Below are 26,535 nucleotides of genomic sequence, written 5' to 3'. Positions count from 1 at the left end.
GGTGTGAGTGTGTGGCTGTGCGCGGGTGTCGCGTCGTGGTCGTCAACGGTGCAGTACGGTCCTCAGGGCTTCGAGCAGCTCGCCGTATGCCGTGGAGTCGGCGTCCGGCGCCGAGGAGGCCCGCCAGGCGATGTGTCCGTCCGGTCGGACGAGCAGGCACCCGTCCTCGGCCACCTCCGATGTCCGGCGCCACTCGCCGTAGGCGTCGCGGCTGTCCTCGGCGCCGATGCGGACGCACTTCAGAGGAATCCCCAGAGCCTCGGCGCAGTCGGCCGCGGCCGACTCCCACACACCACCGGACAGGCCGGTGATCAGCGTGAGAGCTCCCTTGCCGACGACGTCCAGCGTGGACAGGCGGTGGCCGTTGCCGTCGACGAGCCAGGCGTGCGGGAGTTTCGCGCCGGGGCGGGTCGTCGGCTGGTGGAAGAGCTCCGGATCCCGGGTCCATTCCTCGGCGGCGCCGGTGTCCTGGACGACCGCGGAGGAGTCGTAGCGCTGGTTCATCTCGACGCCATGGGCGTTGAACTCGTAGTTCTTCAACTGAATGGCCTCTTCCAGCGCCTGCCGTCGCTTGGTGCCCTCGGCCGTCCCGCTGCGGCACGCGGCGAGACCGTCGACGATGTCCTCCTCCTCGCTGTACTCGTCGAGTCCCAGTGCCTGGAAGATCGGACCGAACTGGTCACGGCTGAGGTTGGCGCGATCGACGATCTGCCGGCCGACCGGTGCCCGCTCCGCGGTGTACGTGTCGAGGAGCCCCGGACCGGCCTGACCGCGGATGACCATGGCGAGCTTCCAGGCGAGGTTGTACGAGTCCTGGATCGAGGTGTTGGAACCGAGGCCGTTGGACGGCGGGTGCCGGTGCACCGCGTCCCCGGCGCAGAAGACCCGCCCGGCCGAATACGTCGTGGCATAGCTGTGGTTGACCGTCCACAGCGAGCTCGACATGATCTCGACGGGAATGTCGCGGTCGCCGATGAGGTCGTGGACGATGTCACGGGCGGTCGCCTCGTCCATGTGGGGCGGGGGCTGGTCGATGTCGTATCCCCACACCAGCAGCCATTCGTTCCACGGCCGCACCATGCGCACCAGCCCCATGCCGATGCCGCCCATGTGGGCGCCGGGACGCATCACCCAGTACAGAACGCTCGGGCGGTGGGCCACGTGCCGGGACAGGTCGGCCTTGAAGACGATGTTCATGCTGCCGGCCTTGCCGCTCTGCCCGGCGATCGGCAGTCCGATCTGCTCCGCCACGCCGCTGCGGCCGCCGTCCGCACCGATCAGGTAGCGGGCTCGCACGGTGAACTCGTCTCCGCGCACCCGGTCCCGGAGCCGGGCGGTGACGCCGTCGGCGTCCTGTTCCAGGCTGAGGAACTCGGTGTCGAAACGGATCTTGGCTCCCCGCGCCGCGGCGTTCTTCACCAGGATCGGTTCCAGAAAGGTCTGCGGAAGGTCGATCATCTGCGCGGGGCTGGCGGCACCGTACTCGGTCGCCGCGTGCGGGCCGGTGCCCCAGCTGCGGATCCGGCCGATCTCCTCGCCGGCCAGGGCGGTGCACAGAACGGTGTCGCCCATGAGTTCGGCGGGGCTCCCGGCCGCGGCGGCTTCGCCGTCCACGCCGAGGTCGCGCAGTACCTCCATGGTGCGCTGGTTGGTGATGTGCGCACGGGGGGTGTCGGCCAGCCAGCCGTACTTGGTGACGAGCAGGGTGCGAATGCCGTACGTGGCCAGGAGCAGGGCCGCGGATCCACCGGCGGGGCCACTGCCGACCACGAGGACGTCGGTGTCGTAGGTGTGGGTCGAGTCCATGAGACTGCTCCAGGTCAGTGTGCGGGGCTGTCGGCCAGGCGGGCGATGCGGAAGGTGAACTGCAGGCTGCGCCACTCCCCGTCGACGGCACGGCCGTCCGGGGTCGGTCCGACCCGGGGTGTGAAATCCACGATCAGGCCCTCCTTGACGCCGAACACGGTGTCGGAGTCGATGTAGTGGCCGCCCTTCACGAACAGCTGGGTGACCAGGCGCTGGTGGCCGGCGGCGGAGATCATGAAGTGCAGGTGGGGCGCACGGTAGGGATGACGTTCGACGGCTTGGAGCAGCTGTCCCACCGGTCCGTCGTCCGGGATCGGGTACTCGGCCGGCAGGGTCGTCCAGAAGCGCAGGCGTCCCTGCTCGTCGGTGCGCAGGCGGCCCCGCAGCACCGGTCCGTCCAACTCGGGCAACTGGACGTCGTAGAAACCGTCCTTGTTGGCCTGCCAGACGTCCGTGACGGCATCCGGCACGGGCCGTCCGTCCGTATCGGTGATGAGGATGTCGGCCCACAGGGGAGTGCCGGCCACCCCCTGTGAGATGTCGCCGCCCTGTGCGGTTTCCGGCGGCCCGTCCGTGTAGAAGGGGCCGAGGACCGCTGACGGTGTGGTCTGCGGGGTGCGTGAATGGGTGAGCAGGTCGACGATGCTGGAGACACCGAGTGTGTCGGACAGCAGCACGAACTCCTGACGGGTGCTGGTGGAGATCTGTCCGGTACGGGTCAGGAAGTCGATGGCCTGTTCCCACTCGGATTCGGTGACGTCATTGCTCGTCACGAAGTGGTGCAGGTGCCGTACGAGATCGCTGAGCAGCTGCCTGCCCCGCGGATCGGGTGCGTCCGCGAAGCTCTCCACCACCTGTGCGGTCAGGCGCTCCACGTCCGAAACCACTCCGTGCGCCGCGGGGGCCGCCGGCCCAGGGGTTCGCGGAGCGGGAGTCGGCGCCGCGGGAACCGTCGGACGGCGGCCCTGCCAGGCGTCGCGCAACAGGCTCTCGATTCCCGTGGGCGTCAGCTCACGGGGGTTGGGGTACGGCGTGGCGACCGCCAGCCGCGCGGCCTGCGGCAGATCCGCCTCCGCCATGCCCAGCTCGCGCAGCGAGGTGGGGCCCCCGAGCGAGGTGATCAGGTCGAACATCCCGCTCGGAGCGTCCGGCACGCCGAGTGCGTCGGCGATGCGGCTCATGGCGTCCCGAGCGGCCGGGGCGTTGTAGGCCATCGCGTGGGGCAGGATCACGGTGTGCGTCGCGGCGTGCGCCAAGTCGAACGCACCCCCCAGTGTGTGGCACAGCTTGTGATGCAGGCCCATACCGACGGAGCCGAGGCAGGTACCGGCCAGCCACGCGGCACGCAGGAGGTCGGCGCGTGCCGCGGTGTCGGACGGCTCGGCCACGAGAGCCGGCAGGGCGCGGGCGCTCAGCGCGATCGCATCGAGCGCCATGGCGTCGATGACGGGGTTCGCCTGTGGCGCGTACAGGGCTTCCACGGCGTGTGCCATGGCGTTGACCGCGCTGGTGACCGACAGGCCCACCGGCAGGCCGAGGGTGAACTCGACGTCGTAGACGACGGTCTCGGGCAGGATCGCGGGCGAGGCCACCGTGGTCTTGCGTCCGTCCTGTGTCTCTCCGAGGACGGGGGTGACTTCCGAACCCGCGTAGGTGGTGGGAAGGATCAGCTGCGGCAGATCGGTGCGGAGCGCGAGTGCCTTGGCCAGCCCCGTGGTGGAACCGCCGCCGACGGCCACCAGGCAGTCGGCGGAGTGTTCCCGGAGGACGTCGAGGGCCCGCTCGGTCACCTCGACCGGAGTGTGCATGGTGGCACCGTCGAACTCCGCCACGATGACGTCACCGAGGACATCACGGACCCGGGCGGCGGCCTTGGCCACCGACGGAGTGGACAGGAGGAGGACTCGGGAACAGCCGAGTCGCTCGACCTCCTCGCGGACCTGGCTGACCGTTCCGGTGCCGAAGACGATCCGCGAGGGATGGGAGGTGTACACGAAATTCCTCATGGGGGTCCGCCTTCGCGTTGCCGTGGGTCCCTGAATTTCTGACACCGAGTGTGGGGACGGCGGGCCCTCGGACTCCTGCACGTTTCGAGCGTGTTTCTGCAGGATCGGCGCGGTGCCCTGGCCCTGGCGGGGGCGAGGGGTGGGGGCGCGAGGTGGATGCGGTGCCTGTGTTGCGCCGCAGAAAAGGGCCGGGGCGGGCCGCGGAACGCGGCGTCAGCCCGCGCGTCGGACCGCGGCGGGGGTCGTGCCGAGCTTGGCGCGCATCACGCGCGTCAGGTGTTCCTGATGGGAGAAGCCACAGTGGACGGCCACGTCGGGGATGGGCAGGACCGTGGTGCGCAGCATCCGGCGTGCGTGGTCCAGCCGCAGTTGCAACAGGAACTGGTGCGGAGATTTTCCGGTGCTGGTCCTGAACTGCCGACTGAACTGGCTCGCACTCAGCCCGGTGGCGGCGGCCAGATCGGAGACGCGCAGCGGGTCGGAGATGTGCTGCTCCATCAACTCCCGTGCGGACACGAGCTGCTGAGAGGTCAGCCCCGACATCGCGCCGGCCGGGGCCGCGGGCCGACCGGCCGTGTGCGCGTGGGCGAGCTGGGCGGCGAGCATGCCGACGAGGTGATCGACGTAGGTGCGCGCGGAGGGCTCCCACTGCCGCACGACGCCGTCCAGAGTCAGCATGACCTGCTCGATCAGGGGATCCGAGCTGCCCAGTTCCTCGGCGAGTTCCACCGCCTCACGGCCGCCATGCGCTTCCTGGAGGGCCGAGTCGCTGAGATAGAGGTGGACGGTGTCGAGGCCCCCCTGGAGTTCGACATCCAGGGCGCGACCTGCCGGGTGGACAAAGAGCCCCCCGGCCGGAATCCGCTGGGCCCGCATCGACCGGCCGGACCGGCGTCGGACGGTGACCGGTCCACTGAGGTGAAGGATCAGCAGGTGAGTGGGGGCACCGTCGAAGGTCGAGTGGTACGGCGTTTCCCGCTGGGTGGACAGATACGCGTGCTCCCAGCCCAGACCCGAGCTCGTCCGGTCCGGGGCGACCCATTCCTGGCGCAGGATGCCGCCCGTGTCGAGGAGCCCCAGCTCAGACATAGTTCCATCCCCGATCTCGGCGGTGGTGCCCATGCGAGCCTCCCATACGGTCGGCGATCAGGTCCATATTGTTGAGTGCTAAATCATTGCCGGATATTCCCGCCGGGAGGAGGTGGCGGATCGGTCGGCGGGGCGCCGACGAATGGTCAGGTCGGTCGGGCAGGCCGGGTCCGGAACACACGGTCGTCGGGTGGTTGCGTGAACGTTGTCCATGCAATCCCGGTGGAGCCTGGCCTGCCGGGACGTCGAGGAGGCTTTCGGTTCAGCGGTTCAGCGACTCGGCGGCTCAGTGACGCAGCGACTCGGCGGTTCAGTGGCTCGGTCCCGGGTTGTCCTGCGGCCGGCCGGCCGCCTCGACGGCTTTCGCCGTGACGTCGGTCGCGGCGCGCGTGGCCCTTCCGGTCACCCGCCAGGCGACCATGCGCAGCGCGGTGGCCGGAGCGGGCGGGAAGACGCCGAGCTGGCCGAGCATGGTCATGTCGTCGCGCACCGCTTCGTGTCCGACCACTTTGCCGTCGCGGAGTTCGAGCACGTGGATCTGTTCGAAGTCGATGTCACGCCCGGTGGGGGGTATGGCCTGGTCGAGAGCGCCGTCACGGAAGCGGACGAAGGGACCTGTGTGGCGGCCCTGCATGCGAAGCCGTACCCAGACCTGCTCGTCGTTGCGGGCGATGCCGAGGACGGGGAAGGTCAGGTCGCTGAAGGCGAAGCGCATCCACGCGCTGGAGGCAAGGACTCCCGCCGGTCCGGGGAGTGCGCAGGCCGTGGGCGACACGGCTGCCTCGCGGTTGTGGAAGTCCTCGTGTACCACCTCGGCGGCCAGTGCCGGATCGCCTGTCTCGAGGACCCGGAAGAGTCCGTGGGCCAGGTCCGTGGCATCCATGCCCATTGCGTTGATCCCTTTCGACGGGTGTGTGATCCGAAGGGTGACGCCGACCGGTCCGAGGGGGACAGCGGCGCGGTCGTAGCCGGGGCCGAGCGCGAGGCCGGCCGGCGGATATTGAGGTTATAGCACGCCTAATGAATTCACGCCTTAGGATGACGCCATGCCGTCCAAGCGCCGCTACGTCTCCCCGCTGCGCGAGCAGGCCGCCGCACGGACGCGGACGCTGATCCTCGGGCAGGCCACGAAACTGTTCGCCGAGCACGGCTACGGTCGCGTGACCGTCGCCGACATCGCTTCAGCGGCCGGCGTCGCCTCGAAGACCGTCTTCGCGAGTGTCGGGAGCAAGAGCGACATCCTGAACCGGATCGTCGACCAGGGTGTGATCGCTTCTGGTTACGAGCAGGCCATGGAGGACCTGCTCGCCCTGCGGACGCCGGAGTCGGTCCTGAAAGCCCTGGCCCACGGCACGCGGATGGGCAACGAGGGGCAGTTCGCCGTGCATGAAGCGATCCGCAAGGCGCTGCCCGTACATGAGAACGGCGAGGCCCTGTGGGAGCGCGCGACCGCGGCGTACCGGGACGCACTCCGCGCGACCGCCCACCACCTGCACCACCTGACCCCGCCGCCCTCCCACTCGGTGAAGGAGACGGCCGACCTTCTCTGGTACTGGTTCGGTCCCACCGGCTGGCGAACGCTCGTGGTGGAGAACGGCTGGTCATGGGAGCGCGCCGAGGAAGTCCTCTACCGCACTTCGGTCGCCACCCTTCGCTGACACCGTTCGCCGAAAGCCGCCTGCACGACGACGCTGGTCCGGACGCCGCTCGACAGCTCCACACGCGCTCAGGACTCATTCCGGCGGCTGAAGCTGCGCCACGCACCGCGATGCCGCGTCGGTCTCCACGACCGTTCGAAGAACCGGGGACGGTTGTGGCCGAAGAGGGCAGGGCCTTCGAAATGCCCTCGCAGGCCGATCAGGCGTCGCTCATGTCGTACGGATGGGTTCGTCGGGATGCGATCAGCGGCAGACTTTGGAAAGGTCCCGGCCGTGGGCCGGGGCGATCCGCGGGTCCGGAAGGGAGATCGAGATGGCACGAGTTCTCTACACGGCGGAGGCAACCGTGACCGGCGGCCGTGTAAGCGGCCACGGGCGCACCCATGACGGAGTCCTGGACGTCCAGCTCCGTGTGCCGAAGGAGATGGGCGGCGACGGGGGTGGCACGAACCCCGAACAGCTCTTCGCGGTGGGTTATGCGGCCTGCTTCGAGGGCGCACTCGGCGTGGTGGGCCGTCGCGAAAGGGTCGAAACGGGCGACGCTTCGATCGAGAGCCGTGTCAGCCTCCTGCCCACCGAGGATCGTGGGTTCGCACTTGCCGTGGAGCTCCACGTGACCCTGCCGCAGATCTCGGATCCCGAGCAGGCAGCACAGATCGTCGCGGCCGCACATCAGGTGTGTCCCTACTCGAACGCCACCCGGGGCAACATCGACGTCACCTTGACCGCCAACGGTCACGAGGTCGACTCGGGCGTCGACGACTGAGCCGGCGCCGCCCAGGCCCGGCCCACTCCCGGCGGGGAGCGGCTCCTTCTGGGTCGGGCCACCACAACGACAGGTGGGCGCGGTCGACAACGACAGGTGCGCGCGGTAGCCGTCGGGTGGTCCGTCTCAGTGCGGGACGGCGGCCTCGACCAGGGCCGCGGCTACGGTACGGGCCGCTGATTCGGCGCTGGGGTCGCGGTCCAGCCAGGCGCTGATCCCGGCGCCGTCGTAGAGCAGGATCAGTTGGTGGGCGAGTGACTTCGCGTCCGTGGCGCCTGCCTGCTGGGCGAGGTCGAAGAACAGCTCGTGCAGCCAGGTGCGATAGTCCTGCGCCGTCTGTTCGACGACACCGCCGGGCGGGGCGTCGGCACTCGCGCTGATGAACGCGCAGCCGCGGAACCCCGGCTCGGTGAACGACAGCCCCTGCACCTCGAACGCGCCGACCAGGCGCTCTTTCGGGGAGTCGTAGCGGGCTTCGAGTTCGCGTGCCATGCGCTCGGCGGTCGCCGTGTGCCGTGCCTGGAGATAGGCGCGGACCAGGCCGTCCTTGCTGCCGAAGGCGCTGTACAGCGTTGCCTTGGCGACTCCGGCGTGCTCGATGACGCGGTCGATCCCGACCGACTGGACTCCCTCGGCGTAGAACAGCTCGTTGGCGGCGGCCAGCAGCCGCGCCCGTGCGGCCACGCTGCGTTCCCGGGGGGACAGCACCTTCTCAGACATGGGTGCACATTAGCAGACAGATCTGTCTGTCTGCAATTGACCGCCCCTTTCTCATCCGTCTCCCTTGACGCATCCAGACAGGTCTGTCTAGGTTGGAATTGTTGCCAGACAGACCGGTCTGGATGACATCTTCGGAAGGCGCATCCCATGTCTGTGGAGCGCGAGGACAACCTCGACCTGCGACCCATTACCGCCCTGGTCACCGGGGCCACGTCCGGCATCGGCCGGGCGATCGCCAAGCGGCTCGCCGCCGACGGCATGTCCGTCGTCGTGACCGGCCGCAACGCCCAGCGCGGCGCCGAGACCGTCAACGAGATCACCGCGGACGGCGGCCATGCCCGGTTCGTCGAGGCGGACCTCGAGGACCCGGCCGGCATCGAGCGCCTCGCCGCCGAGGCCGGTGAGATCGACGTCCTGGTCAACAACGCCGGGCACGCGGTCTGGGCACCGACCGAGGAGATGAAGGTCTCCGACTACGACGCGATGTTCGCCGGCAACGTCCGTGCGGCGTTCTTCCTCGTGGCGGCATTCGCCCCTGCGATGGCGGCGAAGGGATCGGGTAACGTGATCAATATCGGCAGCATGGCGGGCAGCGTCGGCCTGGCCAGCGGTGCCGCGTACGGCGCGACCAAGGCCGCGCTGGCATCCTTGACGCAAGGCTGGACGGCCGAGTACAGCGGCCGCGGCGTCCGCTTCAACACCGTTGCCCCCGGTCCCGTCTACACCCGGCCCGAGGCCCGCGACCTGTTCGACGCCCTCGGCGAGACCACCGCGATGAAACGCGCGGCCGAGCCCGCCGAGGTCGCCGAGGTCGTCGCCTTCCTCGTGTCGCCGAAGGCCGGCTATGTCACCGGCGCGACCATCGCCGTCGACGGCGGCCGCACCGCCATCTGAACCCGCCCGCTCCTTATGCGGGGATCGGGCACCAGGGCTGATTCGACGCACATATGACACATATGAAAGGTCACAGCCATGAACAGGCTGGACGGCAAGGTCGCCGTCGTCACCGGCGGCAGTAGCGGTATCGGATTTGCGACCGCGCAACAGTTCGTGGAGGAAGGTGCCTTCGTGTTCATCACCGGACGGCGCCGGCCCGAACTGGACAAGGCGAAAGACGAGATCGGCAGGAACGTCACGACCGTCCAGGGTGACGTCAGCGTCTCCGCCGACCTCGACCGGCTCTTCCGGACCGTCGCGGAGGAGAAGGGGAAGATCGACGTCGTCGTCGCCAACTCGGGTCTGGTCGATCCGCAGGTGTTCGGCCGGATCACCGAAGCGAGTTTCGACCGTACCTTCAACGTCAACGCCCGTGGCACCCTCTTCACCGCCCAGAAGGCCTTGCCCTTGATGAACGACGGCGGTTCGATCATCCTCGTCGGATCGATCGCGGGCCACGTCGGCGTCGAGGGGTACACCACCTACAGCGCCACCAAAGCCGCGCTGCGCTCCTACGCCCGCACCTGGACCAAGGAGCTCAAGGGCCGCGGCATCCGGGTCAACGTCCTCAGCCCCGGCCCGATCGACACCCCGATCATGGACAGCCAGGCGGACTCCAAGGAAGGTGCCGACGCGATCAGGGCGGCCTTCGCATCCGTCATCCCACTCGGACGCATGGGACGTCCCGAGGAAGTCGCCGCGGCCGCCGTCTTCCTCGCATCCGACGAGAGCAGCTTCTGTGCAGGCATGGAACTGAGCGTCGACGGCGGTATGGCACAAGTCTGAGGCGGGAGCCCGTCGAACGGGGGCTCTCGACCCCGTCACGTCGCGGCAGGTCAGGCGCCTCCCTGCAAGCCCGCCCGGAGGGCGTCGAGCAACTGGTCCAAGTTTCCCAGCTGTTCGGCGCCCATCGCTCCGAAGACCTCCCGCAACACCCCTACCCTCGCCGCGGTCCCCGCGGCGAGCGCCTTGGCGCCCTCCGGGGTGAGGCGCACCAGCTTGGAGCGCCCGTCCTGAGATCGGGCGAGGCGAAGCGGTTCAGCGTGCGCTGCGGGAGGCCACGGCCGAACTCGTCCACGACATCCGGCGGCCGCGCAACGCCTGAACGACACCGCCCGCCCCGCCCGACGGGAGTGCTCCAGTCAGTGAATGGCCATGCCCAGAAGATGTAGACACTGGCATCATTGTTGTCGTTGACATCATTGTTTCCAGTGACTACATTCAGGGTCGCAGATCCTGCGGAAACCCCGAGGGCTGTTCGTCGAGGCGGCAGGTCGACAGTGAACCTTCCGTCTCATCTCAGCCTCGGCCCACCCGGCTATCACCACGGAGACCTCTCATGCCTCTGCCGCGCCTCGGGCGGTTGCTTCGCCCCGCCGCCTTCGGCGGCATCCCCACCGGTGCACGACTGGAGCGTATGCAGGCATCTCCTCAGTACGCCGACGGCAGCTTCCGCAACCCGACGGACACCCTCACCATGGCCTCCGGCTCCGCGCTCGACTTGGCCCGGACGAACGTCCACCGGGCCGATCGCGTCCGTCGCAGGCCGGCCACGGCGATCCCCCTGCACCGACCGGCCCTCACGGGACCCGACGCGGCGCCGGAATCCGGTCTGCGACTGACCTGGACGGGGCATTCCACCGTTCTCACTGAGATTGACGGCGCAAGGCTGCTGTTCGACCCGGTATGGGGCGAGCGTTGCTCACCGGTGGGCTTCGCGGGACCCCGACGACTCCACCCGGTCCCGTTGCCCCTTGAGGACCTCGGCCCCGTGGACGTGGTGGTGATCTCCCACGACCACTACGACCATCTGGACATGCCCACCATTCGCGCCCTCGCCGGCACGGGCGCCCAGTTCGCGGCCCCGTTGGGCGTGGGGGCGCACCTGGAGCGCTGGGGAGTCGCACCAGAACGGATCACGGAACTGGACTGGCACGAGTCGACACGGGTCGCAGGTCTGACACTGACTGCCACACCCGCCCGGCACTTCTGCGGACGGGCCCTCCACCGCCGCACACTCTGGGCATCCTGGGTGGCGACCGGCCCCACGCACCAGGTCTTCCACAGCGGGGACACGGGTTACTTTCCCGGCTTCGCCGAAATCGGGGCGGCACACGGCCCGTTCGACGCGGTGATGATGCAGATCGGCGCCTACAGCGACTTCTGGCCGGACATCCACATGACGCCGGAGGAGGGTCTCCGCGCCCATCTCGACCTGGGCGGAGGCGAGCCGCACGGCGTGCTGCTGCCGATCCACTGGGGCACCTTCAACCTGGCCCCGCATCCGTGGGAGGAGCCCGCCGAGCGCACGTACGCGGCCGCTGCTGAAGCAGGTGCTCGGGTTGCCCTGCCCATACCGGGTCAACCCTTCGAACCTGGCGGCGAATTGCCTCAAGCCCCGTGGTGGCGCACGGTGGCAGCGCCCGCATCCGACGCAGCCTCGACCGTCTCCAAGGCCCGCCACCCGGCGGGCGCTCGCCCCGCTCCGGCCCAGCAGCAGCCGTAACTCCGACGCACGACAGGGCCGCGAGCGGTGTCTCGCGGCCCTGTATCGACCTGAGTCGCGCGGGCGCTTGCGGTCACTGGCCGGGCGGGGACTCCGGCAGCTCCGCCGCGCGGCGGCCGGGCCGTACCGCGCCCGCACTCCGCATCGGTTGTCTATCCGTGGTCCGGACCTGGTTGGGCGGTGTCGTTCGAGGTTGCTTCGGGTCTGGTGTGGAGGACTTCGCGGGCCTGTTCGGCGGCGCGGGTGATGCTCTCGCTGATGAAGTCGAGGAAGCGGGCGATGTTCTCCAGGCGGGTGGCGGCGGGGGTGTGGGGGCCGAGGATGGCGACGCCTTGGCGTGCGGTTTCGACGAGTTGGTCGTTGGCTCGGGCGCTGGCGATCGTCGCCTCGTACCAGGCGTCGTCGTCGACGACGTAGCGGTCGCGGCGGCGTTCGTCGCGTTCCCGGCGGACGAGGCTCTGGCTCTCCAGGAAGGCGATCGCTTTGGAGATGGACGCCGGGCTGACCTGGAGGCGCTGGGCGAGCTGGGACGCGGTGAGGCTGCCCGCGTCGGTGGTGAACAGGCAGGTCAGCACCCGGGCCGTCATCTTGGTCAGGCCCGAAGCCATGAGGACGGTGGTGAACGTCTCCTCGTACTCGGCCACGGCCTCGGCGTCGCGTCCGTGCGGCTGGGCAATTGACTCCGGCCCTCGGGAGGAGGCGGGCCGACGCCGGTGCGCGCGGCGTTCGGTGGCGCGGTGGGCCAGGTCGGCGCGGTAGGCGGTGGGGCCGCCGTTGCGCATCACCTCACGCGTGATCGTCGAGGTGGGACGGTCGAGGCGTCGGGCGATCTCCGCGTAGGGGAGGTTGTCGGCCAGCCCCAACGCGATCTGCTGGCGTTCCTGCTGGGTGAGCCTGCCTCCCGGCATCGCAATCTCCTTGATGGTCCTTCGCGGCGGTCCCTGATCCCCCCACTGTAGCGTTCACGTCTCGCCCATTGCAATGACCGGAGCAATGGGCGTTGCGTTACCTTCAAAGCCGTTGCAACAGTTTCCTGGCATCTACCTGCACAGATGCCAATTCTGTGCAACAAGCTCGTTGTCTGATTCTGGAAAGCAACGTAGCGTTTCCGATGTCAGAAACAACGAGCGAGCACGGGAGAACATGATGCAGAAGTTCGACACCCCCGCCCCGATCTCCGCCGTCCTGGACATCCCCGCCGGACGCGTCCAGTTCATCGCCGCGGACCGCGCCGACACCACCGTCGAGGTCCTGCCCGCCGACCCCTCCAAGAGCCGCGACACCAAGACCGCCGAGCAGACAGAGGTCGCCTACGCCGACGGCGTCCTGCGGATCACGGCCTCGACCCCCGACAACAAGCTCTTCGGCCCCTCCGGATCCCTGGAGGTCACCGTCCAGCTGCCGGCCGGCTCCCGCATCGAGGCCCAGACCGCCAGCGCCGAGCTCCGCGGCGTCGGACGCCTCGGCGACGTCGCCTTCGAAGGCGCGTACCGCCAGATCAAGATCGACGAGGCCGCGAGTGTCCGCCTCACCGCGATCGACGGCGACGTCGAGGTCGGCCGGCTGGGCGGCTCCGCTGAGATCAGCACCGCTAGGGGCGACATCCGGATCACCGAGGCCGTGCGCGGCACGGTCGTGCTCCGCACCCAGTCCGGCGACATCTCGGTCGGCGCCGCCGCCGGCGTCTCGGCCACCCTGGACGCCGGCACCGCCTACGGCCGCGTCAGCAACGCCCTCAAGAACGACGGCACCGCCGAACTCGACATCCGCGCCACCACCTCCCGCGGCGACATCACCGCCCGCAGCCTCTGAACAAACTGAAGCAGAACCAGCCAGGGGGAACACATGACGAAGAACAGCACTTCCTCGACCGGTTCGAAGTGGACCGGCATGGTGCCGGTCGACGATACGGCCCTGGCCGTCACCGACACCGGCGGACCCGGTGTCCCTGTGGTCTACCTCAATGGCCAGTTCGCCACTCAGGGGTACTGGCGGCGGGTCATCGCCGAACTGGGAACAGGGTGGCGGCACATCACCTACGACGAGCGGGCCCGCGGCAGATCGAAGAGCTCGGCGGACTATTCCTTCGAGGCAGCCGTCCGGGACGTCGATGCCGTTCTCGCGGCCAGGGGTGTGGACCGGGCGCTGGTGGTGGGCTGGTCCTACGGGGCGGTCGTCGGGGCGCACTGGGCCGGCCGGAATCCGGAGCGTGCCCTGGGCACGGTCCTGGTCGACGGCGCGTTCCCCTACGACTGGCTCGACGAGGCCATGGAGCAGCGGATCCGGAAGCTGTTCCGGCGGATGGGCTGGTTCCTGCCGCTGCTGCGCCCGACGGGGCTGGCCCCGCGGATGACCGCCGAGCAGCAGGCGAACAGCAACATCGAGCTCGGCAGGCTCTCCCGCGAGCGCGAGCTGGGCCCCGTGCTGGACGACATCACCGTCCCCGTGCGGTACGTGGTCGCTTCGGGGACGTCCTTCGGAAGTCGCGGTGACGAGCAGGAACGGATACGCACCGGCCTCGACGCGGTGACCACCAGCAACCCGAACATCCAGATCAGTGCGAAGGTCGCCGGCAACCACGGTGCGATCCTCAAGAAGGACTTCCCGTCCATCGCCGAGGCCGTACGCGAGGTCGCCGCCCTCGACCGCGCGGGGCGGACGGGGTGAAGCTGTAGCGGCCGAGCACGTTGAGGGGGTCACGGAAGCGCGGAGGAGAAGCGCCGGCGAACTTCCCGTACGCCTCGGCCTGTTCATCAGTAGTGCCGGTCCGGGCCCCTTGGGCGCGGACCGGCACACGCGGGTCGATCGATCCCGTCAGTGGCTGTGGCCGCCACCGCCATGGCCGCTGTTGTGGTGGATGCCGTCGGGGCCGACGATCGTCCACGGACGCATCAGGTCGTCGTCTTCGTGTTCGAGGAGGTGGCAGTGGTGGATGTACGTCGCCGGGAGCTCGGCGCCACTGTCCGGAATCGACGCGATCTCATCCTTCGGCGGGATGAATTCCTCAATGATGATTCTGGTCACCATCTGCGCAGGGGCCTTGACCGTGTCCTTGTAGGACAGCGCTTCGTCCGGGTCCGGCGGAATCGGTGGGCCGGTGAAGTAGTTGGCCAACACCGGGTGGTCCTTTGGTTTGCGGCCACCGTAGATCCACTTTTCGTAATCCTTCTGGTAGGCGGCCGCGTCGATCGGCTGCCTGTTCAGCACCTGGAAGTTGACGAGGTGGACATGCATCGGGTGGGCGTCGTGGTTGGGATTGATGTACTCCCAGATCTCGGTAGAACCCTCCTTGATGAAGTCCTGGGACGGCTCCATGTATGGCACCGCGTTGAACGTCATCGTCCTGTAAAGCTCGTGCTGGTACACGACCCATTCCCGCCGACGGGTGTGCGGTTTCGGCTTGATGGGTGCGACCGCCTTCAGCCTGAGTTTCTCGGGTGGCGTCGTCCTGTCCTCACCTCCGGACAATTGCTTGGTGACCCGGAATTGCATGATGTCTGCGATTTCCGGTCCGCAGCCGGGGATGCCGGGGAAGTGGACCTGCGTTCCCGGGTAGTTCGTCAATTTGACCTTCGTGCCCGGGCGCACCCGACTGAAGTCGACGATCAGGTCGTACCGCTCGGCTGGACTGATCAGGAAGTCCAGCATGTGCAACGGGGCGCGGAAGCCGCCGTCGGTGCCGATCAGCCAGAACGGCAGTGGGGGCTCAAGAAGTGCGTCTCTGGGGTCTACGTCGAACCTCAGCCGCCAGAAACGCTCGTTCGAAGCGTTGAGAATGCGCAGCCGGTAGCGTCGCGGTTCGACGTCAAGGTAAGGGTATGCCTTCCCGTTGACGACCGGGGTGTCCTCGCCTTCCCTGTCGGTCATCGTGTAGGCGAGCGAGCCGTTCGCGTTGAAGGTCCGGTCCTGCAGGATGAGGGGGACCTCGAATTCGCCTCGCGGCAGCCCGAGCCGCTCGTCGGCGGGGTCACGAATGAGGTAGAGACCGGCAAGGCCCGCATAGACGTTGAGAGCGCTCATCCCCATGGCGTGATCGTGATACCAGAGCATGCACGCATGGTCGTGGTTGGTGTAGCCGTAGATCGCTTCGTTGGGTTTGACCCGGCTCGGGTCCAGGGTGGTGTAGCCCTCGGCGTGGAAGCCCTTCGGGCTGAACGACTGCAGCGGCAGGCCGTCGGACTGTGGTGCTGTGTAACCGCCGTGCTGGTGTACGACGTTCCACACGTTGATGTCATCGGGGAACTGCGGGACGTACTTGTAGGGAGGCGGAGGGATCGGGGCGACGACGGGCTTCTTCTCGCGAATCATGTCGATCACGTGCTGGAACATGTGGGTGGTCGGCAGCTCGTTGCGCCACTTGACGACCGTCGGGTGGTCCCTGGTCACGCTGAAGGTCGGCCCGAGATAGCCCATGCCGATCGGCCTGTGAGGATCGTGCGGGTTCGTGGCCCAGTAGCCCCACGCGGGTGACGGCTCGAGATCCCGGTGGAATTGCCACGAGCCCTGCCGCATCGTGACCTCGTAGTAGTCGGCGCCTGGATAGACGGAAGGATCAGAGATGGCTGTCATCGGCCTGGGCAGCGGGTCGACGAACTTCTCCAGCGGAGGGGTGTTCGGCGTCCCCGAGGGGTCCTCACACCCTGCCGGCGGGTGAGCCGTCGCCGAATACGCCCGCGTTCCCAGAAAATCCCGCGGAAGCATGGCCGCAGCCCCCAGGCCACCGGCCATGAGGAATTTCCTTCGCTCGATCATCGTCCCCGTCCTTCCGTCGCCTCACGTAGCGCCCAAGGAATACAGGGGGCTGGTTCGGAACGTAACCGCAGCGCGCCGGTCCGTTCTGATGGGGCCACTCATTGAGCCGATCTGAGCAGCAAATCGGAAGGCGTCGGAATTGGAATCAAACTATTACCGCCAGTCGTTGCTGCTTTCCTGTGTGTCAATTCAATACCTTGTTGTCGTGGTGGAAGCGGTCGGTGGTCAGTTCGGCGACGCGGGTGGCGGGCAGGGCGTAGCGTCTGAGCAGGGCGCCGGTGATGCGAGCTCCTGAGCAGGTCCCGGACGCGGGGGCGCGACCTGACGAACGGTGAAGTTCCGTCCTCAATCACCGTGAACCGTGGTCAACATCGTTCTAGCATCTGTCAGGTGAAGATCCATGGAATATTCAAAAAGGGCCTGAGACCCGCTGCGGCCACCGCGTATTTGGCGGTGGCCATGCTGTTGGTGTCGGCGGGCACCGCTCAGGCGGCCCCCGGCGACAACCCCAACAAGCTGACCACGATCACCTCGTCCTCGGAGCTGTCGAAGCTCCAACTGGTCGAGCACCGGGTCCCGACGGCCTCTCTCGACAACCTGGCGAGCGAGATGGGCACGTCCCGCGGGGTCGACCAGGTCCTCGCCAGTGCCAACCACCCGATGCGGAACGCGGCGAACTGCTACGGCACCGAGACCGCCGCCCTACCGGTGAAACCGACCGCCGAGTCCTCGTACTGCTGGGACACCGGTGACGCGGTCACACAGGACTGGCTGCCGCAGTCCGTGACCTCCTCCGGAGATGCGGACAACGACGGTGTGTGGGGCACCAACAAGGTCATCCTGTCCGGGTGGGGACAGAACGGCACGACCACCACGGACCACATGGGCCGTATCGCCTTCATCGACGCCAACGACCCGAACAACCTCAAGTACCGCTGGGTGCTGCCGGTCATCCCGCTCAACGGCGGCACCGACTACCGCGCGCTCAAGTCCCACATGGGCGGCATGGTCTGGTACCAGGACAAGCTGATCGTCACGTCGTGGGAGAAGGACTCCGACAACAACGTGATGTACATCTTCGACATGAAGCGCATCCTCCAGGCGACCGTCAACAGTTCCGCGGTCGGCAAGGTGAGTGGCGGATGGTCGGCGGACGGCTACCAGTACGTGATGCCGGCCGTCGGCTCCTACAGCCTCGCCGGAGGAGCCTGTAGTTCGACCAACGACGACTCCCTGCCGTGCTTCGGCTCCATCTCGCTGGATCGCAGCAGCGTGCCGGACAGCCTGGTCGCCACCGAGTGGTTCTCCTCCGGCGGCACGGAGCCGGCCCGCATCTGGCGGTACGACTTCAGCTCCGAGCCCGGCTACCTCGCCACGGACAGCAGCAGCCACGTGAACGCCTCGGCGGCGTACGAGACGAACGCCGTCGGGTTGCAGGGCGTGCTGTCGCACAGCGCCACCAGCGGTGGCACTCCGAACTTCTACGTCGACGACGCGCGCGGCGGTGTCGGCCAGCACGGCATCCTGTGGCGGCAGAACACCAGCGGAGCCACGGCGGCCGCCAACTGCGGGCAGGACATCATGTACGCCTGCTGGGGCCAGCACACCGAGAGCATGTCCTACTGGTGGAGTACGGGCCGGGTGTGGACGCTCACCGAATGGGCGGCCGACAGCGCAGGGCACTGGACAGGAACCGACAATGCGATTCCGCAACGGGTGCTGTTCTCCGTACCGCTGTCCTCGATAGACAGCTCACTCAGCTGACGGGGATGTGTGCCCCGGGACAGCGATTCCCGGGGTACACATCCCGTCACGCGTCACCGAGCGGTTCACCCAGTTCCTCGAGGCGGACACGGACGCGCTCGGCGTCGGGGTGGGCGAGTTCGGTGAAGAGGGTGAGGGCGCCGCGCCAGGCGGCGCGGGCGGCCTCGTGGTCGCCTGTCGCACGGTGCGTGTCACCGATACGGACGAGGGTTCCGGCCTCCTCGGCCGGCACTCCCAGGTCCCGAAAGATGGTGAGAGCGTTGCGGTAACTGGTGAGGGCCTGTGGGTGGTCGCCGAGGTTGTGGTGGGCGTAGGCGATGCTGTCCCAGGTGGCGGCCTGGCCGATGTGGTCTCCGAGATCCCGCTGAATGGTCAAGGCCTCTAGGCAGTGGTCGAGGGCTTGTTGGTGATCCCCGAGCGTCGCGTGGTCCCAGCCGACCGCGTTGAGGGCGGTCGCCTGCGCGGCCCGCCGGCCGGTGGCCCGGAAGAGATCCAGGGCCAGCTGATCGTGCCGGAGGGCACCGGGGAGGTCACCGTGCTGCTCGGCCTCCCAGCCGAGGCTCAGGTGGACGTAGGCCCGTCCGACGTCGTCTCCGAGTGCGGTGAAGAGTCCCAGGACACGGTCGAGGTGGGCACCGGCTTCGTCGCGCAGGCCCAGTCGGCCCGCCACCCGGGCCAGTCCGAGCAGGCCGTGAGCTTCCACGACGGGGTCGGACAGCCGCAGTGCGGCCTCGAGTGCGGTCCGTTGGGCGGTCGCCCAGTCGTGCCAGTGCCCCTGCCGGTCGAAGAACCGCTCCAGGGACGAGACGAGCAGGCAGACAAGGCGGTCCGAACCCGAGCTCGTGGCCGCGTCGATGACGGCGAGCAGCACCGCGTACTCGGCCGCGAGCCAGGCCAGGGCCGACTCGTCGTCGGCGAGCGGTTCGGGGAGGGTCCCCTCGGGGAGAGGCGGGAGCGGCATGGTGTCCACGTACGGTGCGATCAGCCGACCGGCGGCGTGCGCCGTGTACAGATAGTGCTCGAACAGCTGGTTCACGGCCGCCCGGCACTCGGCCTCGCTGTGCTGGGCGTGTGCCAGTTCGGCGGCGTAGGCGCGGAGCAGGTCGTGGAAGGCGTACCGGCCGGGGGCGTGCTCGTTGATGAGATGCACGCGGGAGAGCTCGGTCAGCAGCAGCCGCGCCTCCCGTACCGCGAGCCCGGCCAGGGCGGCCGCGGCCGACGCGGTGAAATCAGGTCCGGGATGCAGTCCGAGCAGTCGGAAGAGGCGGGCGGCGGCGGGGGAGAGGGCGCGGGAGGACCAGGAGAAGACCGCGCCGACATCGGCCGACGCGTCGGCCTCGATGAAGGCGTCGAGACTGCCATGGGCGTCGCGCAGCTCGGCGGCGACGGCCGACAGCGAGAAGCGCGGGTGGGCGGCCGCGCGGGCGGCGACGCAGGCCAGGGCCAGCGGCAGCCCGGCGCACAGTGCCGTGATCTCGGCCGCCGCCGTCCGCTCGGCGGAGACCCGCTCGGCCCCCAGGCGGCGGACGAGGAGTTCCCGTCCCTCGTCGGTGCCGAGCGGACGCAGGGTGAGGGAGTGGGCCCCATGGGCGGCCACCAGACCGGAGAGTTGGTTGCGGCTGGTGACGATCGTGAGGCAGCCGGGCGTGCCGGGCAGCAGCGGCCGTACGTGATCGGAATCCCGCGCGTTGTCCAGCAGGACGAGGAACCGGCGTCCGGCCAGCATGCTGCGGTAGAGCGCGGCCTGGGCGTCCAGACCGTGCGGGACGCGTTCCGGCGGTACCCCCAGTGTGTCCAGAAAACCGCGGACCGCTTCGTCGGGACGCATGACGGCCCCCGATGGGTCGAAGCCCCGCAGATTGACGTAGAGCTGCCCGTCGGGATAGCGGTCCGCGACCCGATGGGCCCAGTGCACGGCGAGCGTGGTCTTTCCGATTCCGGCCATTCCGTCGATGGCACTGATCACCACTGTTTCGGCGGACCGCCCCTCGCTCGACAGCGGTGCGAGGACCTCGGCCAGTTCGGCCCGCCGCCCGGTGAACGTCGGTAGATCGAGCGGCAGTTGCGCGGGCACGGGCAGGGAGGCCACTCGCGGACCGACGAGGTCCGAGGCCGTTGGACCCTTGTCGGTGTGCGTCTCGGAGGCGCCGGCTGCGGGCCCGGCCGCCGTGGATGCCGCGTCGCGCAACACCGCCTGGTGGGCGTCGCGCAGCTCCGGTCCAGGATCGATGCCCAACTCGTAGGCGAGATGGTTCGACACGGTGAGGTACGTGCTGAGCGCCTCGGGCCGTCGACCGGTGGCCGAAAGAGCGAGCATCAGCCTGGCCATCAGCGGTTCGTCCAACGGGCTGTCGGCAGCGGCCTCCCGGAGCCGGGGGAGGACCACACCCGGCACGTTCGCACGCAGCGCGACATCGGCGGCCTCCTTCACGGTCGCGAGGCGCTCGCCCTCCAGCGAGACGAACGCCGCGTGTGCGCGCGCCTCCACGGGGATCCCGTGGGCCGTCGGCCCCTGCCACAGCGACAACGCCTCGGTGAGGAGATCCACGGCCCGTTCGGGTGCCCTGTCCGAGGCGGCCCGCCGGGCCTCGACCCGCAGCGCACGGAAGCGCAACAGGTCCAGAGAGTGGCTGTCGGCCACCAGTCGGTATCCGCCCGTGTCCCGGAGCAGCCACTGGCCTGTCGCCCGGGTGGGAAGGCCGGGCTCCAACAGGCGGCGCAGTGCCCCGACATGCCGGTGGACCACATTGACCGCGGTGTCCGGCGGACGCCCGCCCCACAGGACGTCGACGATCTCGCTCACGGAAACCGGCTGACCTGCCCGTACCAACAGCAGTGCCAGCAGCGCCCTTTCCTGCGGACGCCCGAGGTGCAGCTCCGTCCCCGCCCGCCAGACCCGAACCGGTCCAAGTACCGCGAACCGCACCGGATCCGGCGCCACCGCATGCCCCCTCTGGTCTTCCACCCCCGGCGCTCACCCTACGTCACGCCGCTGGGACGCCTGTCTGAAGGACGACCGGCGTACGGCAGTGCCCTGTAGGCCTCCGGCATCAGCTGAACTCCGCGCCGTGTGTGCCGTCACTCCTCCGTCGGCAGCCGGCACCCGTGCAGTCCCAGTGGCACTCGCACCGGGATCCGTACGCGCGCCACCGGGCCCGCCTCCGGTTCCTGCGCCGCGAAGACCAGCAGCTGGCTCGTCCCGTCCGTCCTGTCACACGGCTCGTGCCGGACCGTTGCCACCCTCCCTGTCGGCCGCTCGGTCCGCGCCCGACCTTTCGGAGTCACCGAGTGCCAACCGGGGCCACTGTACGTAGTCGAGCGTCACCGTCGGGTCCGGTCCGTCCGACTTGCTGGTCCAGTCTGACGAGTCGTACGCGTTGACGGTGTGCCACAGCCAGAAGGCCTCGTCCTCGGCCCAGCGCACCGGCCCTCCGTCCCGTGGCACGAGGTGGTCGATCATCGGACCCGATGGAACGGTGCGGCGCGGCAGGTCAGCCACGGCGGTTCGAGGCCGTAGCAGAAGACAGCCATCTCGCCGGTGAGCGGGTCGGTCTTCGGATGCGCCCTGATGCCGGAGGGCAGTGCGCCGCCGAAGGTCTCCTTGCCGAGAGTGTCCGGACCCGGGCTCACCCTGAAGGGGCAGGCGGATTCGGCCAGGGCGAGAATCCTGCCACCGTGTCCGACGACGTTGATGTCGGGCAGGTCTGCGGATTGGGGCCGTTGCGCAGGTACAGCCCGTCCAGGTCGTGCGGCAGGTGCCCCTGGACGTCCAGACCGATGACGTCGACCTCTTCGATAACCGGGGCGTTCAGTCAAACGCCGAGGTCCGCCGCCTGCGAACGGAGTGCCGAACAGGTACCGGGGGACTTCCGCAGCGGATGCGGCGGGGTTGGGGCGGTCGCAGCATGAGAAGCAGAGGTCCTCGCCTCAGCGCCCGGCCGGGGGATTCCTCGCGCTCTCGGTTTCCGACATGGAGGCGCCATCCGCGGAGGTGTCCGATGGCTCAGCCCGATGCGAATCGAGGACTCGGAGCGACGGGGAGCGGCGAGTCTCCGCCGTCCAGAACGACGCCGGCCGGAATGACGGCGGCCGATGCGCAGGCTGATGCGCAGGCCGATGTGTCCAGCGGCGAAGCCCCGCGCACCAACAGTGTCTTCCTCGGTTTCGCCCCCTGGATCATCTTTGACGTGGTGGCGAGCCCCAGTACGTGGAAGTACGCCGCACTGGCAGCGCTCATCGCGGCCCTGGTGCTCAACGTGCCCGACCTGCGGCGCGGGAGCTTCAAGATTCTGGAGGCGGCGAGTCTGGTGTTCTTCGCCGTCCTCTTCGTACTCGGGCTCGCGGTGAACCGCCAGGACCTGATGTGGCTGGAGACCTACGCGCAGACGTTGGCCAACGGGGTGATCGCCGTCGTGGCACTCGGTTCCCTCGCCTTCACACCGTTCACCGAGCAGTACGCACGCGAGTCGGTGCCCCGCCAGTACTGGGACACACCCTTGTTCCGGCGCACCAACAGGATCCTGACGGCGATGTGGGGTGGGGTGTTCCTGGTCACGGCCCTGCTGGGGCTGCTCGCGCTGCATGTGAAGTCGGGGTCGGACTGGCTCAACTGGGTCATCCCGATCGCCTTGCTGGTCGCAGCGATCCGCTTCACGAAGTGGTACCCGGCACATGTCAGGGCGCAGGCGCGGGGCTGACCCGGCGGAGGCCACGCTCCGCAGTTCGTGTGCGTCGACCGTGATGTCTCACCGTGTTCCGTTCCTCCCGTAGCGGGGAGAGGTAAAGCAATCGTATGGTCTAGTCCAAGAGTTATCTGGTCTAGGCCAATCTATTGGCATGGACGCAACACCTGCAGGAAGCTGGGGCGACTCTCCCCCACCTCCTGGAGGCACGCAGTGAGACGTCTTCGCGCATGTCTGGGCGCGGCAGCCGCCGTTGGACTCGCCGCAGCGGGCACGACCGCACTGGTCGCGGGCAGCGCTTCCGGCGCGACCTCCGCACTCGGCAACCGCTGGTACGCCGCGGCTCCCTACCTGATGCCGCTCGACAACGACCCGCCGGACCCGGCCACCATCATGGACGCCACCGGCCTCAAGGCGTTCCAGCTCGCCTTCGTCCTCGCCCCCAACGGCGGCGGCTGCAGCCCCACATGGGGCGGTACGGCCGCGGTCTCCTCGGACACCGCCGTGCAGTCGGTCGTCAACACCATCCGTGCCAAGGGCGGCGACGTCTCCGTCTCCATCGGCGGTTACGGCGGCACCAAGCTCGGCCAGGTGTGCTCGGACGCGGCTGCCACGGCGGCGGCGTACCAGCAGGTCATCACCAAGTACGGTCTGCACGCCATCGACTTCGACCTCGAGGAGCCGGAGTACGAGAACACGGCGGCCATCAAGAACGAGATCGGCGCCGCGAAGATCCTCCAGCAGAACAACCCCGGACTCTACGTCTCCGTCACCACCGCCGGCACCGCTGACGGGACCGGCTGGTTCGGAAAGCAGATGCTGCTGGAGGCGAAGTCACAGGGTTTCACCCCGAACAACTTCTCCATCATGCCGTTCGACGGCGGCTTCAACGGAGCCGCGTCGCAGACCAGCGCGCTGACCAACTTCAACCAGATCCTGCAGTCCACCTTCGGATGGGACCAGGCGACCGCCTACGCCCACGAGGGCTTCTCCGGGATGAACGGGCGCAGCGACACCGGCGAGTTCTTCACGCAGACCGACTTCCAGACCGTGCTGGACTACGCCACCAGCCACAACATGGACCGCTTCACGTTCTGGTCCCTCAACCGCGACCGTCAGTGCACCCCGGCCGACAACGGCGGCCGGACCTCGGGCACCTGCTCCAGTGTGGCGCAGAACTCCTGGGACTTCGCCAAGTACTCGGTGAAGTTCGCCGGGGTCACGCCGCCCTCCTCGACTCCCACCCCGACGCCGACGCCCACGCCCCCGAGTACCGGGTGCAAGCCGGCCTGGAGCTCGACCGCGGTCTACACCGTCGGCAACGAGGTGTCGTACAACAATCACAACTGGAAGGCCAAGTGGTGGACTCAGAACGAGACGCCCGTCGCCTCCGACTGGGGCGTGTGGCAGGACGAGGGTGCCTGCTGACGACCTGACCGCCTGACGACCTGACCGCCTGAGGTCTGCCGGACCGGTTCGGCGGGGCCCGTGAGGTGCCCCGCCCACCGGGCGCCGCGCGGCCCGGTGCCCAGTGCCTGGTGCGTGCCCGTGCGCCGATCAGGGCCGCCACCACGTGCGCCGGCCGTTCAGAGGGTCGAAAATGGGCAGAGGCGCGGTCGTCGAGGACACGCGGTGCCTGCCGAGAGGAACCTCGCCATGCGCGGACAGCCGCCATTGCCGTCAGGGGCCGTTCGCGGTGCACGTACCGGCGCGGGCGGCGAGCACGCATGACGCCGGGGCCGGGTGGTGCCGCGATCCTACGGCGGTCGATTCAGGTCACCTGCTCGGCGAGCGTCGGCTTCTACACGTTCCTCTACGGTCTTCAGCAGCCCGTGGCGGCGCTGTACGCACTGTTCACACCGATCGCGTTCGGCCTGCTGTCCACCATTCCCGGGACCGGTCGGCAGCAGGCATGGATCACCTTGCGGACCCTGCCGTTCGGAGTGGTGTTCGTCGCGCTGGGCACGGCACTCGCGGTGAGCACGGCGGCCGCCGTGGCCGGCATGCTGATCGTCGGATTCCTGTTGAGTTTCACCGTGGTGGCCGGACCTCGTACGGCGGGTCCCGCCCCCGGTCTCCAACTCCTCTACATCCTGGCCTGCTTCCCGCCGTACGCCCCTCAGACGCTGGGCGCCCGGCTGACGGGCGTGGCCGTGGGCGTCGTACTCCTCTCCCTGTGCCAGGTGTTCGTGCTGTCCGGTCCACCTGCCACGAGCTACCGGACCGTGCTTGCCGACGCGCTGGAGACGGCCGCCGCGGCAGCGGTCGATCCGGCCCGGGTCTCGGTCGCGAGGCTGCGTGATCTCAGCGAGGGGATGCGGCTGTCGCGGGTTTCCCCAGGTGAGCGCCCGACCGGCCCGGGGCGCCGGGACCGGGCCCTGGCACAGGCGGGAGCCGCGGTCCGCCGGGTCGTGGACCAGTTGGCGTCGCGGAGCACGACGTCCGTGCCCCCTGGAGCGGCACCGCGCACGGATCCATCGTCCGCCGCGCTCCGCGAACGCGTCGCGCGGACGTGCGAGGACACGGGTGCGGCCCTGCGCGCCGGTGAGCGGCCACCGACGGCCGACGCGCTCGACAAGGCGATCCGGCAGTTCCAGGCGGAACGGATCCGCCGTGCGGCCGACCCGGGGGAACCGGGCGTGGACACCGACGTCCTGCGGCGACAGGCGGCGGAGCTGACACTGGCCGAGTCGACGTGGATCGCGGTGACAGCCGTGGGTGTCTCTGCCGCCGGGCGCAGAACCTCACCTCTGCGGCCCCGCGAACTCTTCTGGTACGCCGACCTGCCCACGACGCAGCTGTGGGCGCGTCGCATCGTGGGCAACGCGACGCATCGCTCGGTGTGGTTCCAGAACGCGGTACGGGTCGCGTGCGGCCTCGCCATCGCCCGTCTTGTCGCCGGCACCCTCGACCTCGCGCACGGCTTCTGGGTCCTCCTCGCGGTCCTCACGCTGGGGCGTACCACGGTCGGCGCCACCTGGCGGGCCGTGCGCCAGGCCATGATCGGCAACCTGGTGGGGGCTGTCGCGGCAGGTGCGCTGCTCATCGCCCTCGGTCGGCACCTGGACGCCTACGCCGTCCTGCTCGTGCCGGGCATGCTCATCGCCTTCGCTCTGGGCCCGCGGCTCGGAATCGCCTACGCACAGGGGCTGTTCACGCTGGTGGTCACCCTCGCCTTCGCCCAGATCACCCCGACCAGCTGGCGACTGTCGGAAGCCCGCATCGTCGATGTCGTCACCGGCAGTGTCATCGGCCTCCTGTGTGGGCTGCTCGCCTGGCCGGCGGGGGCACGGAGAGAGGTTCACCGCACCATGGCGGGCCTGCTGCGCTCGTGCGGGACGTTGGTACCCGCCACGGTCGAGGCGCTGCTGGCCCCGTCGGCGGCCGCTCCGTCTCCGCCCGCGACGTTGCCGACGCTGCGGCATCTGCGTCTGGCGGAGGCCGCCTACGCGCAGTTCCGCAGCGAGCCACCCACCGCCTGGGAGGGCGCCCAGGCCGACTGGCACGGGGTGCTCATCGTGGCGTACCACACGGTGCTCGGTGCCCAGCGGCTTCCTTGCTTCGAAGCGCCCCTGACCGAGGTGCCGCCCGACGCGCGCGCATGGGTCCGCGGGACGGCCGCCGAGCTGACGACGGACGCCGACCGCATCGCCACGTACTTCACCACCGACGAGCGCCCCGCACCCGGCCGCAGCCCCCCTGGCCCACCGCTTCCGGAGCACCATCCGGCCCTGCCCACACTCATCGATCTCGAGGTGTGGTTGACCGACATCGACCACCAGCTCGCCCGCATCGAAGACTCCGTCGGCCCCAAGACCTGATCCCGACGGGTCCCGGCACACCATTCGCA

20 protein-coding genes and 3 pseudogenes are annotated in these 26,535 nt (G+C 68.9%); 11 read left to right on the top strand and 12 right to left on the bottom strand.

The genetic code is table 11. The features are described from left to right. Positions 1–42: 42 nt before the first annotated feature. The 4 genes from KVT44_RS25725 to KVT44_RS25710 all read right to left on the bottom strand — a co-directional run bounded on the left by KVT44_RS25725 (position 43) and on the right by KVT44_RS25710 (position 5,790). Entirely contained in the window at positions 43–1,806 is a 1,764-nt protein-coding gene (locus KVT44_RS25725; RefSeq protein WP_190171648.1) for an FAD-dependent monooxygenase, read from the bottom strand. Between the two features lie 14 nt (positions 1,807–1,820). Further along, positions 1,821–3,812, bottom strand: a complete 1,992-nt coding sequence (locus KVT44_RS25720; protein ID WP_217568920.1) for a maleylacetate reductase and hydroxyquinol 1,2-dioxygenase domain-containing protein — start codon at positions 3,810–3,812, stop codon at positions 1,821–1,823. A 213-nt stretch (positions 3,813–4,025) separates the two neighbouring features. Beyond that, on the bottom strand, positions 4,026–4,934 hold the full coding sequence (locus KVT44_RS25715) for an AraC family transcriptional regulator (protein WP_254649866.1): 909 nt from the start codon (positions 4,932–4,934) through the stop codon (positions 4,026–4,028). A gap of 277 nt (positions 4,935–5,211) precedes the next feature. Then, positions 5,212–5,790 (bottom strand): ester cyclase, encoded by a 579-nt coding sequence (locus KVT44_RS25710; protein WP_217568918.1) that lies wholly within the window; start codon positions 5,788–5,790, stop codon positions 5,212–5,214. Positions 5,791–5,947: 157 nt separating this feature from the next. Here KVT44_RS25710 and KVT44_RS25705 point away from each other — a divergent pair, with 157 nt between their 5' ends. Then, positions 5,948–6,559 (top strand): TetR/AcrR family transcriptional regulator, encoded by a 612-nt coding sequence (locus tag KVT44_RS25705; protein WP_217568916.1) that lies wholly within the window; start codon positions 5,948–5,950, stop codon positions 6,557–6,559. 313 nt (positions 6,560–6,872) lie between these two features. Continuing rightward, complete coding sequence (locus KVT44_RS25700) at positions 6,873–7,325, top strand: organic hydroperoxide resistance protein (RefSeq protein ID WP_254649865.1); 453 nt, start codon at positions 6,873–6,875, stop codon at positions 7,323–7,325. 126 nt (positions 7,326–7,451) lie between these two features. Here KVT44_RS25700 and KVT44_RS25695 read toward each other — a convergent pair whose 3' ends face one another. After that, positions 7,452–8,045: a TetR/AcrR family transcriptional regulator gene (locus KVT44_RS25695; protein ID WP_217568914.1), complete on the bottom strand. Its 594-nt coding sequence runs from the start codon at positions 8,043–8,045 to the stop codon at positions 7,452–7,454. Between the two features lie 147 nt (positions 8,046–8,192). On the opposite strand from KVT44_RS25695, the gene KVT44_RS25690 reads away from it, so the two are divergent. The 3 genes from KVT44_RS25690 (at position 8,193) to KVT44_RS25680 (ending at position 11,487) form a co-directional block, all read left to right on the top strand. Beyond that, on the top strand, positions 8,193–8,939 hold the full coding sequence (locus KVT44_RS25690; protein ID WP_217568912.1) for an SDR family NAD(P)-dependent oxidoreductase: 747 nt from the start codon (positions 8,193–8,195) through the stop codon (positions 8,937–8,939). Positions 8,940–9,017: 78 nt separating this feature from the next. Next, on the top strand, positions 9,018–9,767 hold the full coding sequence (locus tag KVT44_RS25685) for an SDR family NAD(P)-dependent oxidoreductase (RefSeq protein ID WP_190171641.1): 750 nt from the start codon (positions 9,018–9,020) through the stop codon (positions 9,765–9,767). Between the two features lie 553 nt (positions 9,768–10,320). Beyond that, a complete protein-coding gene (locus KVT44_RS25680; protein ID WP_217568910.1) occupies positions 10,321–11,487 on the top strand; it encodes an MBL fold metallo-hydrolase in 1,167 nt (388 codons plus the stop codon). Positions 11,488–11,639: 152 nt separating this feature from the next. Here the strand turns inward: KVT44_RS25680 and KVT44_RS58310 are convergent. Beyond that, positions 11,640–12,074 (bottom strand): annotated as a pseudogene (locus KVT44_RS58310) (MarR family transcriptional regulator); the annotation flags it as partial. A gap of 114 nt (positions 12,075–12,188) precedes the next feature. Then, positions 12,189–12,395: pseudogene (locus KVT44_RS60105) on the bottom strand (helix-turn-helix domain-containing protein); the annotation flags it as partial. Positions 12,396–12,633: 238 nt separating this feature from the next. Here KVT44_RS60105 and KVT44_RS25670 point away from each other — a divergent pair. Together KVT44_RS25670 and KVT44_RS25665 are read left to right on the top strand one after the other, a co-directional pair. Beyond that, positions 12,634–13,299, top strand: coding sequence for a DUF4097 family beta strand repeat-containing protein (locus tag KVT44_RS25670; protein ID WP_217569119.1), 666 nt, complete (start codon positions 12,634–12,636; stop codon positions 13,297–13,299). A 33-nt stretch (positions 13,300–13,332) separates the two neighbouring features. Continuing rightward, positions 13,333–14,154, top strand: coding sequence for an alpha/beta fold hydrolase (locus KVT44_RS25665; RefSeq protein ID WP_217568908.1), 822 nt, complete (start codon positions 13,333–13,335; stop codon positions 14,152–14,154). A gap of 147 nt (positions 14,155–14,301) precedes the next feature. Here the strand turns inward: KVT44_RS25665 and KVT44_RS25660 are convergent, their stop codons facing one another. Beyond that, positions 14,302–16,239, bottom strand: a complete 1,938-nt coding sequence (locus KVT44_RS25660) for a multicopper oxidase family protein (RefSeq protein ID WP_254649864.1) — start codon at positions 16,237–16,239, stop codon at positions 14,302–14,304. A 390-nt stretch (positions 16,240–16,629) separates the two neighbouring features. On the opposite strand from KVT44_RS25660, the gene KVT44_RS25655 reads away from it, so the two are divergent. Beyond that, positions 16,630–18,003 carry a hypothetical protein gene (locus KVT44_RS25655; protein ID WP_099924891.1) on the top strand — a complete coding sequence of 458 codons (1,374 nt, stop codon included), beginning with the start codon at positions 16,630–16,632 and terminating at the stop codon, positions 18,001–18,003. 46 nt (positions 18,004–18,049) lie between these two features. Here the strand turns inward: KVT44_RS25655 and KVT44_RS25650 are convergent, their stop codons facing one another. The 4 genes and pseudogenes from KVT44_RS25650 to KVT44_RS60595 all read right to left on the bottom strand — a co-directional run. Continuing rightward, positions 18,050–20,968: a BTAD domain-containing putative transcriptional regulator gene (locus KVT44_RS25650; RefSeq protein ID WP_308314108.1), complete on the bottom strand. Its 2,919-nt coding sequence runs from the start codon at positions 20,966–20,968 to the stop codon at positions 18,050–18,052. Between the two features lie 113 nt (positions 20,969–21,081). Further along, positions 21,082–21,243 (bottom strand): carotenoid oxygenase family protein, encoded by a 162-nt coding sequence (locus KVT44_RS60605; protein ID WP_308314107.1) that lies wholly within the window; start codon positions 21,241–21,243, stop codon positions 21,082–21,084. Continuing rightward, positions 21,215–21,463 (bottom strand): hypothetical protein, encoded by a 249-nt coding sequence (locus KVT44_RS60600; protein ID WP_308314106.1) that lies wholly within the window; start codon positions 21,461–21,463, stop codon positions 21,215–21,217. Before KVT44_RS60600 ends, KVT44_RS60605 begins: the two co-directional genes overlap by 29 nt. Continuing rightward, positions 21,460–21,753, bottom strand: a pseudogene (locus tag KVT44_RS60595) (carotenoid oxygenase family protein); the annotation flags it as partial. The gene KVT44_RS60600 and the pseudogene KVT44_RS60595, both read right to left, overlap by 4 nt. Before the next feature lie 329 nt (positions 21,754–22,082). Here KVT44_RS60595 and KVT44_RS25640 point away from each other — a divergent pair. The 3 genes from KVT44_RS25640 to KVT44_RS25630 all read left to right on the top strand — a co-directional run bounded on the left by KVT44_RS25640 (position 22,083) and on the right by KVT44_RS25630 (position 26,506). Next, entirely contained in the window at positions 22,083–22,700 is a 618-nt protein-coding gene (locus KVT44_RS25640) for a hypothetical protein (RefSeq protein WP_217568906.1), read from the top strand. A 198-nt stretch (positions 22,701–22,898) separates the two neighbouring features. Then, positions 22,899–24,113 carry a carbohydrate-binding protein gene (locus KVT44_RS25635; protein ID WP_217568904.1) on the top strand — a complete coding sequence of 405 codons (1,215 nt, stop codon included), beginning with the start codon at positions 22,899–22,901 and terminating at the stop codon, positions 24,111–24,113. Positions 24,114–24,412: 299 nt separating this feature from the next. Then, the gene (locus KVT44_RS25630; RefSeq protein ID WP_217568902.1) at positions 24,413–26,506 is read left to right on the top strand and encodes an FUSC family protein; all 2,094 of its coding nucleotides are present in this window, start codon (positions 24,413–24,415) and stop codon (positions 26,504–26,506) included. Positions 26,507–26,535: the final 29 nt, after the last annotated feature.

The sequence above is a fragment of the Streptomyces sp. GbtcB7 genome, assembly GCF_019091445.1.
GTDB classification, from domain to species: Bacteria; Actinomycetota; Actinomycetes; order Streptomycetales; family Streptomycetaceae; genus Streptomyces; species Streptomyces mirabilis.
This window is presented reverse-complemented; position numbering and strand designations above follow the sequence as displayed.

What these genes read in the sequence shown, in the direction of transcription:
- KVT44_RS25725 (WP_190171648.1), bottom strand. Translation starts at nt 1,806, where the DNA reads ATGGACTCGACCCACACCTACGACACCGACGTCCTCGTGGTCGGCAGT.
- KVT44_RS25720 (WP_217568920.1), bottom strand. Translation starts at nt 3,812, where the DNA reads ATGAGGAATTTCGTGTACACCTCCCATCCCTCGCGGATCGTCTTCGGC.
- KVT44_RS25715 (WP_254649866.1), bottom strand. Translation starts at nt 4,934, where the DNA reads ATGGGCACCACCGCCGAGATCGGGGATGGAACTATGTCTGAGCTGGGG.
- KVT44_RS25710 (WP_217568918.1), bottom strand. Translation starts at nt 5,790, where the DNA reads ATGGGCATGGATGCCACGGACCTGGCCCACGGACTCTTCCGGGTCCTC.
- KVT44_RS25705 (WP_217568916.1), top strand. Translation starts at nt 5,948, where the DNA reads ATGCCGTCCAAGCGCCGCTACGTCTCCCCGCTGCGCGAGCAGGCCGCC.
- KVT44_RS25700 (WP_254649865.1), top strand. Translation starts at nt 6,873, where the DNA reads ATGGCACGAGTTCTCTACACGGCGGAGGCAACCGTGACCGGCGGCCGT.
- KVT44_RS25695 (WP_217568914.1), bottom strand. Translation starts at nt 8,045, where the DNA reads ATGTCTGAGAAGGTGCTGTCCCCCCGGGAACGCAGCGTGGCCGCACGG.
- KVT44_RS25690 (WP_217568912.1), top strand. Translation starts at nt 8,193, where the DNA reads ATGTCTGTGGAGCGCGAGGACAACCTCGACCTGCGACCCATTACCGCC.
- KVT44_RS25685 (WP_190171641.1), top strand. Translation starts at nt 9,018, where the DNA reads ATGAACAGGCTGGACGGCAAGGTCGCCGTCGTCACCGGCGGCAGTAGC.
- KVT44_RS25680 (WP_217568910.1), top strand. Translation starts at nt 10,321, where the DNA reads ATGCCTCTGCCGCGCCTCGGGCGGTTGCTTCGCCCCGCCGCCTTCGGC.
- KVT44_RS25670 (WP_217569119.1), top strand. Translation starts at nt 12,634, where the DNA reads ATGCAGAAGTTCGACACCCCCGCCCCGATCTCCGCCGTCCTGGACATC.
- KVT44_RS25665 (WP_217568908.1), top strand. Translation starts at nt 13,333, where the DNA reads ATGACGAAGAACAGCACTTCCTCGACCGGTTCGAAGTGGACCGGCATG.
- KVT44_RS25660 (WP_254649864.1), bottom strand. Translation starts at nt 16,239, where the DNA reads ATGATCGAGCGAAGGAAATTCCTCATGGCCGGTGGCCTGGGGGCTGCG.
- KVT44_RS60600 (WP_308314106.1), bottom strand. Translation starts at nt 21,463, where the DNA reads ATGATCGACCACCTCGTGCCACGGGACGGAGGGCCGGTGCGCTGGGCC.
- KVT44_RS25640 (WP_217568906.1), top strand. Translation starts at nt 22,083, where the DNA reads ATGACGGCGGCCGATGCGCAGGCTGATGCGCAGGCCGATGTGTCCAGC.
- KVT44_RS25630 (WP_217568902.1), top strand. Translation starts at nt 24,413, where the DNA reads ATGACGCCGGGGCCGGGTGGTGCCGCGATCCTACGGCGGTCGATTCAG.